This window comes from Parashewanella spongiae (genome assembly GCF_004358345.1).
Classification (GTDB): domain Bacteria; phylum Pseudomonadota; class Gammaproteobacteria; order Enterobacterales; family Shewanellaceae; genus Parashewanella; species Parashewanella spongiae.
This window is the reverse complement of record NZ_CP037952.1, coordinates 1,008,700-1,023,139: the sequence shown is the minus strand read 5'-3', so window position 1 is coordinate 1,023,139 and position 14,440 is coordinate 1,008,700. Positions and strand designations below refer to the sequence as shown.

12 protein-coding genes are annotated in these 14,440 nt (G+C 39.8%); 10 read left to right on the top strand and 2 right to left on the bottom strand.

Annotated features, from left to right (window positions below; translation table 11 throughout):
- Positions 1-92 precede the first annotated feature (92 nt).
- Positions 93-2,822 (bottom strand): TonB-dependent receptor, encoded by a 2,730-nt coding sequence (locus E2I05_RS03690; protein ID WP_121852602.1) that lies wholly within the window; start codon positions 2,820-2,822, stop codon positions 93-95.
- Between the two features lie 107 nt (positions 2,823-2,929).
- Positions 2,930-3,757 carry an IclR family transcriptional regulator gene (locus tag E2I05_RS03685; protein ID WP_121852601.1) on the bottom strand — a complete coding sequence of 276 codons (828 nt, stop codon included), beginning with the start codon at positions 3,755-3,757 and terminating at the stop codon, positions 2,930-2,932.
- A 210-nt stretch (positions 3,758-3,967) separates the two neighbouring features.
- On the opposite strand from E2I05_RS03685, the gene E2I05_RS03680 reads away from it, so the two are divergent.
- The 10 genes from E2I05_RS03680 to E2I05_RS03635 all read left to right on the top strand — a co-directional run bounded on the left by E2I05_RS03680 (position 3,968) and on the right by E2I05_RS03635 (position 14,434).
- Positions 3,968-5,122, top strand: a complete 1,155-nt coding sequence (locus E2I05_RS03680; protein WP_121852600.1) for an alpha-hydroxy acid oxidase — start codon at positions 3,968-3,970, stop codon at positions 5,120-5,122.
- A 193-nt stretch (positions 5,123-5,315) separates the two neighbouring features.
- Entirely contained in the window at positions 5,316-6,344 is a 1,029-nt protein-coding gene (locus E2I05_RS03675; protein WP_121852599.1) for an aldo/keto reductase, read from the top strand.
- A 1-nt stretch (position 6,345) separates the two neighbouring features.
- Positions 6,346-7,179: an amidohydrolase family protein gene (locus E2I05_RS03670; RefSeq protein WP_121852598.1), complete on the top strand. Its 834-nt coding sequence runs from the start codon at positions 6,346-6,348 to the stop codon at positions 7,177-7,179.
- 10 nt (positions 7,180-7,189) lie between these two features.
- Complete coding sequence (locus tag E2I05_RS03665; RefSeq protein ID WP_121852597.1) at positions 7,190-7,531, top strand: UxaA family hydrolase; 342 nt, start codon at positions 7,190-7,192, stop codon at positions 7,529-7,531.
- Complete coding sequence (locus E2I05_RS03660) at positions 7,524-8,732, top strand: UxaA family hydrolase (protein ID WP_121852596.1); 1,209 nt, start codon at positions 7,524-7,526, stop codon at positions 8,730-8,732. The genes E2I05_RS03665 and E2I05_RS03660 overlap by 8 nt, the downstream gene beginning before the upstream one ends.
- A 35-nt stretch (positions 8,733-8,767) precedes the next feature.
- A complete protein-coding gene (locus E2I05_RS03655) occupies positions 8,768-9,541 on the top strand; it encodes an SDR family NAD(P)-dependent oxidoreductase (protein ID WP_121852595.1) in 774 nt (257 codons plus the stop codon).
- A 26-nt stretch (positions 9,542-9,567) separates the two neighbouring features.
- Positions 9,568-10,416 carry a fumarylacetoacetate hydrolase family protein gene (locus E2I05_RS03650; protein WP_121852594.1) on the top strand — a complete coding sequence of 283 codons (849 nt, stop codon included), beginning with the start codon at positions 9,568-9,570 and terminating at the stop codon, positions 10,414-10,416.
- A gap of 673 nt (positions 10,417-11,089) precedes the next feature.
- A complete protein-coding gene (locus E2I05_RS03645; protein WP_121852593.1) occupies positions 11,090-12,373 on the top strand; it encodes a D-tagatose-bisphosphate aldolase, class II, non-catalytic subunit in 1,284 nt (427 codons plus the stop codon).
- Between the two features lie 3 nt (positions 12,374-12,376).
- On the top strand, positions 12,377-13,501 hold the full coding sequence (locus E2I05_RS03640; protein WP_121852592.1) for an SIS domain-containing protein: 1,125 nt from the start codon (positions 12,377-12,379) through the stop codon (positions 13,499-13,501).
- A 9-nt stretch (positions 13,502-13,510) separates the two neighbouring features.
- Positions 13,511-14,434, top strand: coding sequence for an ROK family protein (locus tag E2I05_RS03635; RefSeq protein WP_121852591.1), 924 nt, complete (start codon positions 13,511-13,513; stop codon positions 14,432-14,434).
- Positions 14,435-14,440 lie beyond the last annotated feature (6 nt).

The window sequence follows — 14,440 nt, the reverse complement described above, 5'->3', positions numbered from 1 at the left end:
AAAAGTTATTATTATTGTTGTATTATTTTTATAACGTAAAGAATAGAAAATAAAAAGTCTCTTTCAACGAAAGAGACTTTTATCAGACTCACTTAGAAAGAAGCTCGGATACCTAAGCCCAAACGTCTTCCCACATGTGATTCTGATAGGAATTGTTGAGATAGGTTAGTATCTTCATTAGATGTGAATAACTTAGCATTATTATCGGTTAGGTTAACCGCTTCTAGATAAACATCAATACCATCTGAAACTTCATAACTGATTGAAGCATCAAGCTGACCATAACCTTCTGTGAATACTTGGTTAGCAAAAACATCGCTAGCAAGTAGTAAGTAATCATCACGATAACTGTATGCTAAACGTGCTTCGAAACCATCATTATCATAGTATACTGTCGCGTTATAGCTGTAATCAGATACCCCAGGGAATGGAATGTCGCCACCTTCTTCAAACTCTGCATCATTTTCGGTCAAAGATATATTAACAAGATAACCGAACCCTGATTCATAAGAATCTTGCAAGCCAACTTCCAGACCAGTTAATTGTGCCGTTCCTTGGTTATCGGGCTGACTTACAGAGTCAAACACTGTACCTTCAACTTCAGTATCTAAATTAGTAACTGTTGCAATAAAGTCTTCAATTTCTTTATAGAAAATACCTGCATATAATGCGCTGGCATCGCCAAAATACCATTCAAAACCAATATCAAAGTTGGTTGATTCATATGGAGCAAGGTTAGGATTACCCATATTGGCCGTAGCAGCAATCCCATCACCATTTAAATCAACTGTTGCACTTGGATTTATCGCAATAGAAGGGGCAAGATCACTAAACGTAGGTCGCGTTAAAGACTTTGATGCTGCAACACGCAAATACAAATCTTCTTGAACTTCAAAGCGCAAGTTTAGTGAAGGCAAAACATTTAAATATGAATCGTCAAAGGAAACATTTTGACTATCAGGGCTAGTAAACACTAAGCTACCAGGCGTTGTAGTGCCATCAATCGTAAACGGACGAGATAAGCCATTGACATCTTGTTGGGTGTATACAAGTCTAAAACCAAAGTCACCGATGAAACCAACATCACCTATTGAACCATCAAGATCAACTTGAAAATAAGCCGCATAGGTTTGTTCTTGAATATCATAGGTTCCAAGAGCATCCTGTTTCGGAACGATATCAATGCCTTGCTGAGCAGCATAGGCCAGAGCAACTTGTGGGTTAGCAAAAATCATGTCACTGTAATCGAAATTATTATTCAGTGAGCCATCCATGAAATTGCTTATACCATTAAAATGACTGTCACCTGTGATATCCGTAAATGCAAAATCACCTAAACCGCCATCAAAATCGGAGCGTTTAATTTCTTTATCGCGGTTGCGATAACGAAAACCGGTTTTAATAGCTGAGATAAAGTCACTATCAATATCACGCTCAGCATCAAATTGAACCGCAAACTCAGAGTCATCATTTTCAGTACGGGTTACGCGACCATTTCGTAAAAAATAATTTCCTGGGTTGGATAAACTTGCTTTACCTGTGTAATCAACGGCGAAACCATCTTGATTAACATTAAAGTCATAGAAATAGTTACCACCATCTGCGTCGCCATTACCAACAATAACGGCTCTATCGAAATCTAAGCTGCCACTCGCATCGGCATAACTGAAATCTGTGGTTAACTGCCACTCACCAAGCTGCTTAATATATTGCAGCCCAAGGTTAAGCATAGAGTCATCACTTTTTTGCTGATCACTAACAAGCTCAGGTGGTAAGCTACTTAAAATATTTGGTAATGCAGTCCCATTAAATTGGCTGCTATCGACAACAAAACTACCATCAGGGTTAGCACTGTAGCCAACGGGTAAAGCCACTAGAATTGCTGATTGCTCATCATGCTCAATACTGCGATCACTGTATAGAATATCAAAGATAACTTCTGAACTATCGTCAATAGTCCATTGCATGGTACTATTCACTGTGATGCGGTCACGAGTTTCTTGGTAACTATCAAGGTTATTTGATAATGGTATCAAGGCATCACGATCGGCGGCTCCGTCAGCATTAGTATCATAGGTTCCCCATGGCAACCAACCAAAGCTTCTTGAAAAATCTTCTCTAATGTTTCGTTGAGAATAAGATACAGAAGTTAAAATTCCGAAATCACTTTCATCATTAACCCAACTGTACAGTGCAGATAAATTAGGATCAGTATCGCCTTCAAACTCACGATAAGTGCCCTTTGCGCTTACCACGAATTTATTATCCACTGAAAGAGGACGAGCGGTTTTAATGTTGACGATACCACCAATGCCACCTTCAACATGCTCAGCTGAAGGCGATTTGATCACTTCAAGTGTGCTAATAACTTCTGCAGGTAAAACATCGAAGTTAGTCGCACGACCAGTACTACTTCTACTACCGCCACTTAAGGTTGAGTCGAACGATTCAGTAGCGCTGACCATAGAACGTCCATTGACGGTACCACGTACAAAATCAGGACCAAGACCACGAATGGAGACAAAATCACCTTCACCACGACTACGTTGAATCGAAACACCTGTAACACGTTGTAACGCTTCAGCAATATTATGATCAGGTAACTTTCCTACATCTTCTGCTGATATTGCGTCAACAAAATTGGCTGAGTTTTGCTTTAGCATCAGCCCACGTTGCAAGCTGCCTTTAATCCCTGTTACTTCTATTCTTTCAACATCCTTATTGTCTTCTTGGGCTAAAGCAGAACTTGCAAATGTTCCACCGCCAAGCAAACACATTGATATTGAAACACTTATTGCAGACCTTTTAAACATAGTTTTCATAGTATGTCTCTTATTTTTATGATTGGTAAACTGCTTTGGATAACGTTTCAATATTCGATTATGCAGAGTTTTTACAAATATTCAACAAGTAAAACAATGTTTCTTATTTAAAATACCTTTTGGGATTCTCTTAACTCTTTTTTAACATCATCACTTAGGGTCGGAGGAAGGTAGCCCAATGATTCTGAAAGCTTCGAAGAAATGTCATAAAGGTATTCTTTAACTGAATCAATATCAGCTGACTGAGAATGATCTATGTGGCCTAAATACGGCACAATAAGTGCGGCTACTACTTTTCCAGTATAGTTATATATAGGGTAACCAATATCTTTAACACCTTGAACCTGCAGACTCTCGATGCATTCATACCCTTGTTGTTTTACTCGCTCGATTATCGTTTTTAATTTTGATGTCGGTAAATGTTTCGCTGCAGGAATACCATCCATCATTACCTTTCGATTTTTATCGTCAGCAAAGGCTAAAATAATATGTCCTGAACATGAATTTTGTAGAGGTACCTTCGCTCCAACACGTACTCCAAAACGCTGATCGGTTGGGCTATCTTTTTGAGCAATAACAATACCTTCTGATGCACGTTCTATCACCAAGTGGCATGATTGTTCTATTTTAGTTACCAACTCACGCATGAAAGGATCTGCCATTGCTGACAAGCGCTTTATCCCTGGTTGTTGATGCGCCATACCGAGCAATTTTAACGTAATCACATACTTATCAGAATCCGGTACGAGTTGAATATAGCCTCGCTCCTCTAGCACAACTAACATTCTGAATAATTCGGTTTTTTGCCTGCCGAGTAAGTCACTAATTTGTTTTAAACTCAAGCCTTCTGATTGCTTTGCCATCAGCTCTAGAATATCTAAACCTTTACTAAGTGCTGGAGCAGAATACTGACGTTTTTTTTCATCTATTGTCATGGAGTAATTTTTATTAATCTCATTGGTGTGATCATTTTATATCAGATATTTTAAATAAGTAACAACATTGACTTGCATTTTAAATGTAAAATGATATTTTATTCATATCAATGTAAATGATTCTTACTGATCAAAATAATAAAGGTGATACTTTTTACTCAATTATGTGAGTGATTCTTGCACCAAATAACAATAATTGGATTGTGTCAGATGAAAAATTATTTTAACTCTAAATATCCTGATGTTTCAGATTTAAAGCGTAAAGCCAAATGCCGAATACCTCAATTTGCTTTTGATTATCTCGAAGGCGGATGTAATGCTGAAATAGGTTTGCAACATAACCTTAATGAAATTAAACGAGTTAAATTCAATAGTCAGTTACTAAATCCATTCGAAAAAAGTCAGCTTGAAACAAAAATTTTCGGTCAATCTTTTCGTCTACCTTTTGGCGTAGCTCCAATTGGGCTTCAAGGACTAATGTGGCCTAAAGCACCTGAGATATTAGCTAAAGCGGCTTTAGAGTTAAATATCCCTTTTATTCTCAGCACAGTATCTTCAGCAAGCCTTGAATCGATTGCTGAAATATCGGAAGGACAAGCATGGTTTCAACTCTATAATCCTACCGATGATACTATCCGTAAAGATTTGCTTAAACGCATTCAAGCCGCTAGGTATCCAGTATTAGTTGTTACTGTTGATGTTCCAACTTTCGGGTATCGCCATAGGGATATTCGAAATGGATTATCGATGCCGCCCAAAATGACCATCAACAATATTAGGCAAATGCTTTCTTGCCCTTCATGGTTGTGGCAAACCATACTTGCTGGAAAACCCGAAATGCAGACTTTAAAGCCTTATATGCCAAAAAACCTTCCAGCTGATCAATTAGCCAGTTTTATGAATAAAACAGTGATGGGTCGGGTCGACTTTGAAGCGCTCAAGCCGCTAAGAGAACAATGGAATGGACCGCTAGTACTTAAAGGTCTTACACACGTTGATGATGTCGCTGCTGCTGTCGAGCTAGGGGCGGATGGTGTAGTAATATCGAATCATGGTGGGCGTCAATTAGATATCGGAGTAGCTCCAATCAGCGTCTTGCCTGAAATCAGTAAGAAGCATGCTTCAAACATAAAAATATTTATGGACAGCGGCTTACGTAATGGACCTGATATTGCTACAGCGCTGGCTTCCGGTGCTGATCTTACCTTTCTTGGTCGACCTTTTTTATATGGTCTAGGTGCGCTTGGAGAAAAAGGGGCGTATCACTTGATTAACTCGCTTGAGCAACAATTGCAACAAGTCATGACACAGCTACGATGTGCCACGAGCGATGACTTAGCTTCACGTTTGGTCTCAGCGAACTAATAAGAATTAAAATAGGAGCTTGGTTAAATCATTTTTAGTTCTGATGATTAAAAACCACTTAAATAATGTCGATGGTAAACACAAATACAACACTGAGATATTGGTCTCGTAACCCAATGTTCGAGCAAATTCATTGCGGTGGTATTCAATGGGCCTGTTTTTATCTACTTGCCCAATTCCAAGGAGGAAGTGTATGAATATCATGTGTGAAAACCCCGTAGTTGCAAAAAAACAACTTAAATTGCCAACACTAGGGTTTGGAGGGGCACCATTAGGAAATTTGTATCGTCCCATTGCAGATCAAGATGCGAGAGCATTATTAGAAACGGCTTGGAACAGTAACTTTAGACATTTTGATACTGCACCTCACTATGGGCAAGGGCTCAGTGAGCGAAGAATAGGCGACTTTTTGCGGCAACACTCAGCTGAAGAATATGTGCTTTCTACTAAAGTGGGACGTTTATTGAAACCGGCTGGTTCTCGTACTCATCGTCATGGCTTTTTTTCACCAATGCCATTTGATATTGAGTATGACTACAGTTACGACGGTGTGATGCGATCATTTGAAGACAGTTTGCAGCGTCTTGGGCTCGATAAAATCGATATTCTCTATATGCATGATATTGGGCGCTTAACTCATGGTGACAAAAATGAAGGATTATTTTTTCAAGCCATGACGGGTGGGTATAAAGCATTAGATAGTCTACGGAAACAAGGTGTTATTAAAGCCTTCGGTTTGGGTGTGAATGAATATCAAGTTTGTGAAGAAGCCCTTGATTTTGGCGATTGGGATTGTTTTTTACTCGCTGGGCGTTACACCCTATTAGAGCAAGAGGCCAATCAACACTTTTTACCTAAATGTCTCGAGCGTAACTGCTCAATCATTCTCGGCGGTCCTTATAATTCAGGAATTTTGGCTACAGGTACCCGTACAAACTCCCCTCTTTATTATGACTATGCACCAGCTAGTAAAGCCGTCATTGATAAAGTTAAACAGCTCGAAGCCATATGCGATGAATATCAAGTCCCTCTTGCCGCTGCTGCGTTACAATTTCCCATAGCACACCCTGCTGTAGTCAGCGTTATTCCAGGACTTGGAGAGCTAAAACGTATTCAGCAAAGTATTGATCTATTTAACTACAACATTCCATCTCAATTCTGGCAAACAATCCGTGAGCAAGGCCTAGTAACTGAAACATCACCTTTGTTCGGAGATCTATAACATGATCACAACTTACGTTGATAGCCACCAGCACTTTTGGCAACTCTCTCGAGGTGACTACGCTTGGCTCACACCAGAGTTACCAGAACTATATAGAGACTTCCTTCCTAAAGAGCTTGAGTCGCTGATCAAAGTAAGTCCTGTTGCGAAAACCATTTTAGTTCAGGCGGCACCAACCTATGCTGAGACCATCTTTTTGCTCAAATTAGCTGAAGAAAACGATGCTGTTGCTGGCGTTGTAGGCTGGATTGATATGGAGTCAGATTCAGCAATTGCCCAATTAAATCTGTTAATAAACAATCAATACTTCAAAGGCATTCGCCCAATGATCCAAGATATTAAGGATCAAGACTGGATGTTGAATAGCACATTAACGCCTGTGTTTGAGTTTCTTAGTGAGCATAACTTAACGTTTGATGCTCTCGTTTTACCTAAGCATTTAAAAGCATTACAGCAGTTAGCAATACGCCACCCAAAATTAAATATTGTTATCGATCACGCCGCTAAACCTAATTTGAAATCAGCCAACCTTACTGATTGGCAGCGAGATATGTCGGCATTAGCTGCTCAACCAAATGTGTATTGCAAAATATCGGGGTTATTGACTGAAGCAAAAATCGGCATCCGGGCAGCAGAGTTACAACCCGTTTTCGATTTTTTACTCAAACAATTTAGTGCTAGTCGGTTGATGTGGGGAAGTGATTGGCCAGTACTCAACTTAGTTTCTGATTATCACGAGTGGTTAGCCATGACTTTGGCCTGCTTACAAAAATTGACTCCTGAAGACAGAAACCAAATCATGCAGCAGTGCGCTGCTCATTTTTACCGAATTTGAGATAAAGAGCATGCCAGAGAATAAATCCAAAAACCAACTGCTGCTACTCCATAAAAACGACAATATATTGATTTGTTGTCGAAATATCAGACCCCAACAACAAGTACAAATTGATTCTGAAAAAGTGTCCTTAACTCAACACATTGAAATTGGGCATAAAGTCGCCAGAGTTGATATTAAAAAAAATCAGAAAATTTATAAGTATGGAGTGGCAATTGGTTCAGCACTTGAGCACATCAATCGTGGAGAACATGTTCATCTGCATAATATGAAAAGCGATTACATACCAAGCCATACTCGTGCTGGGCTAACTTCTGAATCAAATAACAGTAAGGGTGCGGCTAATGAATGACATTAACATAAAAGCATGGCAGCGCAGTGATGGGAGGAAAGGCATCAGAAATGTTGTCGTTGTTGGTTATTTAGTTGAATGTGCACATCATGTTGCTCGTAGAATCGTCGATTTATCTAATGATACTGATGTGCATTTAATTGGTTTTCCTGGCTGTTACCCGAATGATTATGCGCTCAAAATTATGCAAGGTGTGTGTACTCACCCCAATGTAGGTGCAGCATTGATGATATCACTTGGCTGCGAAGGCTTTAATCGTGAACATTTACAGAAAACCATAAAAAACAGTGGTCGCCCAATTGAAACCTTAGTGATTCAACAGGAAGGTGGCACAACTTCAACCATTGAAAAAGGACTGTCTATGGTGAACAAGCTGAAAAGCCAGATAGCTCAAACACCTAGATGCGATATGAAAATTAATGAGCTTGTCATTGGTACTATTTGTGGCGGCTCTGACGGCACCAGTGGTATTACAGCGAACCCTGCCGTCGGTCACTGTTTTGACAAGCTTATCCAACATAACGCCTGTTGTATTTTCGAAGAAACTGGCGAACTTATTGGTTGTGAGCAAGTCATGATTGAACGGGCTGCGACTGCCGAACTTGCCCATGAAATAGATCTCTGCCTACAAAAAGCCGCCAATTATTATGAAAAAATGGGCTATGGCAGTTTTGCTCCCGGCAATGCTGAAGGTGGCTTAACCACCCAAGAAGAAAAATCGATGGGTGCATACTGCAAATCAGGTGATTCTGCCATTAACGGCTTAATAAAACCCGGTGATATCCCACCTAAAGGTGGGCTTTATTTGTTAGATGTGGTGCCAGATGGTGAGCCCATGTTTGGTTTTCCAAACATTTCTGACAACGCTGAAATTGTTGAAATGATCGCATGCGGTTGTCACCTTACTCTGTTTACCACAGGTCGTGGTTCAGTGGTAGGGAGTGCCGTTTCTCCCGTTATCAAAATTTGTGCTAATCCGGATACATTTGAAAAGCTTGCAGACGATATGGACATTAATGCAGGGAAAATTTTACGCGGTGATGCCACCCCAAAACAAGTGGGAGATGAAACCTTTGATCTAGTGATTGCCGTAGCCCAAGGCGAACGTTCTAAATCTGAAGAGCTTGGTCACCAAGAATTCATCCTTACCTATAAAAAGTTTGAACCTATAGGGCCTGCTTGTTTGAGTTTTGCTCATTAACCCCATTCAAGCCTTTCTCAAACATCGGAATTAACATGAAACGATTTGTGAATAAAACAGTATTAGTGACAGGAGCAGCCAGCGGTATCGGTCGTGATACCTGTTTACGTTTAGCCTCAGAGGGTGCTCAGGTGATTGCCGTTGATTTAAATGAGCCACAACTTGCGACTCTTTGCCAGCAGATCAAGCAACAAGGTGGTGAAGCCCATAGCTTTCCCTGCGACCTTTCTTTAACAAAAACCGTTAGAGAAGTTTTTGAAAACATTAAAAAACAATTTTATATAGACGTTCTAATCAACAATGCCGGTATAGCCCATGTCGGTACCATTGAACAAACCTCAGAGGAAGATCTTGACCGCTTGTATCAAGTCAACATTAAAGGGATCTATAACACCATATCCTCAGTGATACCTTCAATGGTTCAGCGCAGCAAAGGTGTCATTTTAAATCTTGCTTCAGTTGCATCATGCGTTGCTGTTGCAGACAGATTCGCATATTCAATGACTAAGGGCGCAGTGTTGACCATGACCTATTCAATTGCTAAGGATTATATTAACCAAGGAATTCGCTGTAATTGTATTTCTCCCGGTCGTGTTCACACTCCATTTGTTGACAACTTTTTAGAGAAAAACTATCCCGATAATCAACAACAAATGTTCGAGACATTATCTAAAAGTCAGCCTATCGGAAGAATGGCGAAAGTTGAAGAAGTGTCCTCTTTAATTGCTTATTTATGCTCGGATGAAGCCGCTTTTATTACAGGAAGTAACTTTCCAATAGATGGTGGCTTTACCACGCTAAACAGTTAACCACAAAGATAGCAAATAGGGAACAAATGAAACTATTACGTTACGGAATAAAAGGGCAAGAAAAACCCGCTATCATAGATGACAACGGTGATTTACGTTGTTTATCTGCCATCATTAGCGATGTTAATGGTACCGTATTAGCGGACAAAAAAACCATGCTTAAGTTGCGAAGCTTAGATCTTACAACGCTAGCTTTAATCCAATCCCCTGACAGAATTGGCGCCTGTATTGCTGATGTTGGTAAATTTATCTGCATTGGATTGAATTATGCTGATCATGCTGCTGAGTCAGGCATGCCAATACCGCAAGAGCCTGAAGTTTTTTCCAAATTTACGTCGTCAATTTCAGGCCCCAATGACAACATTATTATGCCTCGAAATAGCCATAAACTGGATTGGGAAGTCGAGTTAGCAATCGTCATAGGTAGAAAAGCCTCCTATGTTAGTACTGATGAAGCTGAAAGTTATATTGCTGGCTACTGTGTTTGCAACGATGTCTCCGAGCGTAACTTTCAACTTGAAAGAGGCTCTCAGTGGGATAAAGGTAAAGGCTGTGACAGTTTTGGTCCGCTTGGGCCTTACTTAGTCACAAAAGACGAAGTATCAGATCCAACTAAATTAAAAATGTGGCTTGAAGTTAATGGAAAACGCTATCAGAACGGCAGCACCAATACTATGATTTTTCAGCCCGCAACCATTGTAAGTTACCTCAGTCAATTTACAACTTTAGAGCCCGGTGATGTCATTTCAACGGGAACACCTCCCGGTGTTGGTTTAGGTCAACAGCCGCCTATCTATCTAGAGCAAGGAGATGTCATTGAGCTTGGTATCGAAAGTTTAGGCACACAAAAACAAACCGTAGTGTCGCCTAAATGATGTCTCATTATCAATAATATAGGCTTAAATTCGCACGTATTATTTCATCAGTTCTATTGAACCTAGAAACATCAGTTGACTGCGTTCTCAAGCGTAGAAAAAATGGCTGATAGTAAGGCGTAGCTTGCAGCAAGTAGTTATTCTACTTGCAAAAGTTACAACGCAGATAGCAGTCATTTTAGCAAGCTTGTGAGCGTAGAGCATTTCACTTATTGGATTGAAAACATTCATCGTATTGCTCAAACAGTTACTCGTATACTCAGCGTTCAACTGATGTTTTTAGGTTGAGTGCACACTTTCAATTTAACCTAGCTAAATCGATAGGGAATGTTCATATACGCAGAAAAAATTACTGAAAGCAAGGCATGAATAGCAGCAAGTAGTGGTTACCGACATACAAAACTGCCGTTACTTTGTTTCTACTTGCAAAATTTATAACGCAACTAGCGGTGATTTTGGCAAGTATATGAATGTTCAGCACTCACCAGATCGGTGAATCAGGGTTGTTTAATTTTGTATTTAACTTCAATAGATTAAATTAAATTAAATTACACGTTCAACCTATTTATTCAGGTTTAAAGAAATAATCGCAATTTATACTCGTTAATGAAGATACAAAAATTTAGCGTGATTTTTCAGTTTGAAAATAAAACAGAACTTACAGGCGGAACTTTTGATAAAAGACATTATTCAACAACATTGTACAGGTAAAGCCGTTGGCATTTATTCAGTTTGTAGCGCTCACCCTGCAGTAATTGAAGCTTCACTGAAACATGCACATAAAGAAAACACACCTTTACTCATTGAAGCTACAGCTAACCAAGTGAATCAATTTGGGGGGTATACCGATATGACCCCAAAAGATTTTATTCAGTTTGTTTCTAATATTGCAGAAAAAGTAGGCTTTGCCAAAGAGCGGATTATTTTTGGTGGCGATCACCTTGGTCCAACTTGTTGGACGTCGGAAGTGGCTACTGTGGCCATGCAGAAATCACAAGAGTTGATTGCAGCGTTTGTTGCCGCAGGCTTTACTAAAATCCACTTGGATACAAGCATGCAGTGCGCTGATGACTTAACACCCTTGACTGATGAAGACGTGGCTTCTCGTGCTGCTAAATTGTGTCAGGTTGCAGAACAAACGGCAATGGATACGTTTGGGCACTCTGAAATTGTTTATGTTATTGGTACTGAAGTACCACCACCGGGGGGAGCCTCTGAACAAATAGATACTCTTACAGTGACCCCGACAAAAGATGCCATTGAAACTATCGACATACACAAAAAGATCTTTTTTGAACACCAACTGAATTCGGCTTGGCAACGGGTGATTGCACTTGTAGTACAACCCGGCGTTGAGTTTGATAATTTCAATGTTGTTGAGTATCAACCTAAAGAAGCTCGTACTTTGGCTACAACAATTAAAAATTACAATAATATGGTGTTTGAAGCACATTCCACCGATTATCAAAGCCAAGCTGCTTATAATTTGCTAGTGAAAGATCACTTTGCCATTTTAAAGGTCGGGCCTCAGCTCACATTTGCTTATCGTGAAGCTTTATTTGCACTGGTTGAAATTGAACGCCAAATAATTCCATCAAAACTGCAATCAAATCTTATGAATGTTTGCGGATCTGTCATGCAGGAAAATCCTGCACATTGGCAGAAATTTTATGGTGAACAAGCGGGATCATTAACGCTATTGTTCAGCTATAGCGACCGAATACGCTATTATTGGAATCACCCACAAGTAAAAAACGCAGTAGCAACTCTATTTTCTAACTTACAAAAAACGAATATACCTAACCCGCTCATTAGCCAATATTTGCCTAAGCAATATTTGGCGATTAAATCTGGAACATTATCATTAGAACCAATAGATTGGGTTGAGTACAATATTCAACAAGTATTAGCCAGTTATTCGAAAGCCTGTGCATTACACTTGCTAAATGGGGAATAAATTATGGAAACCTATTTAAATCATCAAGCAGAATTTCTCAAACAAAAAGGGGCTTATTGGACTGCAAAAGAGATTAATCAACAACCTAACTGCTGGCTTGAAATTTTCGAAAAAATCAGCTCTGAGCAGAAACAAATTCAACAATGGCTGGCTCCTACTCTAGAGAAAGATGGTATTAGGATCATTTTTACTGGAGCTGGTACCTCTGCTTACATTGGCGACATGCTCGCACCATATCTTACTCAAGAAAATGGTCACTTATTTGAGTCTATCAGCACGACTGACCTTGTTGCTGCACCTCAACAATACTTACCACCAACTACACCGGTTTTGTTGGTTTCATTTGGTCGTTCAGGCAACAGTCCTGAAAGTGTTGCAGCCATTAATATGATTAATCAGTGTGTTAATGACGTATACCACCTTGTTATAACCTGTAATCAAGACGGTGAGCTTGCACAATATGCTATTGACACAACCAACGCATACAGCGTTGTGCTACCAGAGCAAACCCACGATGTCAGCTTTGCAATGACCAGCAGCGCCAGCACTATGGTTATGGCTGCATTAAGTATTTTTGATCATAATAGAGCCAAGCTAAACCAACTCTTAAAAGCCAGTGATTTTGCATTCAAACACCTTAATAGCAAATTAACATCAACAATAAGTAATGATAATCAACGCATCATCTTTATTGGATCAGGTTGTTTACTGGGTTTAGCTCAAGAAGCCTCTTTAAAGTATTTAGAGCTGACGGCAGGGAAAATCGACAGTTACTTTCAATCAAGCTTAGGTTTACGTCATGGTCCAAAGTTTGCCATTGACGACCAAACTCAAGTGATTATTTTTTGCGAAAACAATGCCTATACTCGTCAATACGATCTTGATTTATACCAAGAACTCAAGCATGACGGTGTAGCGCAAAATATTGTCTTTTTTGATCACAACGATCTTGATGGCCAACATCTAGAAGGTACTTGGCTTGCTTTGGTTTATTTAGTCTATGCACAATTTTTAGCCATGGAAAAGTCAATAAAACTGGGATCATCTCCTGATACTCCATGCGAAACAGGGCAAGTAAATCGAGTCGTACAAGGTGTGAATATACATCCTTATCATAGAGTTAAATAAGGACTGATTATGATCTGCGGTATTGATATCGGCGGCACAAAAATTGAAATTGCAGCATTTGATTCTAGCTATAACCAATATATTCAAAGACGTGTTTCAACGCCAACTTCTGACTATTCTGAATTTTTGTCACTGATAAAAACACTCGTTGATGAAATTGATAAGACGTTCTCTTACAAATCACATGTTGGCATAGGTTTCCCCGGCATCATTGACGTTAATGGTCGCCACTTATCAGCGAATATTCCCTGCATTACGGGCAAAACGTTAACAGCAGATCTAAAAAAATTATTAGACAGAAACGTTACTTCAGAGAATGACTGTGTTTGTTTTGCCTTGGCAGAAACAATTGATGGTGCAGGGAGAGGTTTCCAACGAGTTTTTTCCGCCATTTTGGGTACTGGTGCAGCGGGAGCCTTGTTTGTTGATGGCAATATTGCCATGGGAAAAAATCGTATTTCTGGTGAATATGGTCACATACCACTGCCGGCTTTTTTGCAAAGAAAGTACTCGCTCCCCCATCAATCCTGCGGGTGCGGCTTAAATGACTGTATGGAGCAATATGTCGCTGGGCCGGGATTAGAACGCCTTTATCAGCACATGAGTCCCGATAACTCGTCCATTGACACCTATAATGTAATAGCACAATACCGTCAAGGCGACCCTATTGCTATTCAAGTTTTTCAGTGTTACTTAGAGCTCTTAGGGTACACTTTTTCCTCCATTGTTATGCATCATGATCCTGATATTATCGTTCTGGGTGGCGGCATGTCGCAAGTGACGGAAATAGTCAAGAGTTTACCTCAAGCAATGCAGCCATTTTTGTTTACCAATGTTAATCCCCCTATCGTTGTTTCTGCACTATTTGAAAAGTCTGCAGGTTCAAGAGGAGCAGCCATGCTTACCCAGATACCGCTAACTCGCTCCCAATAAAGAGGC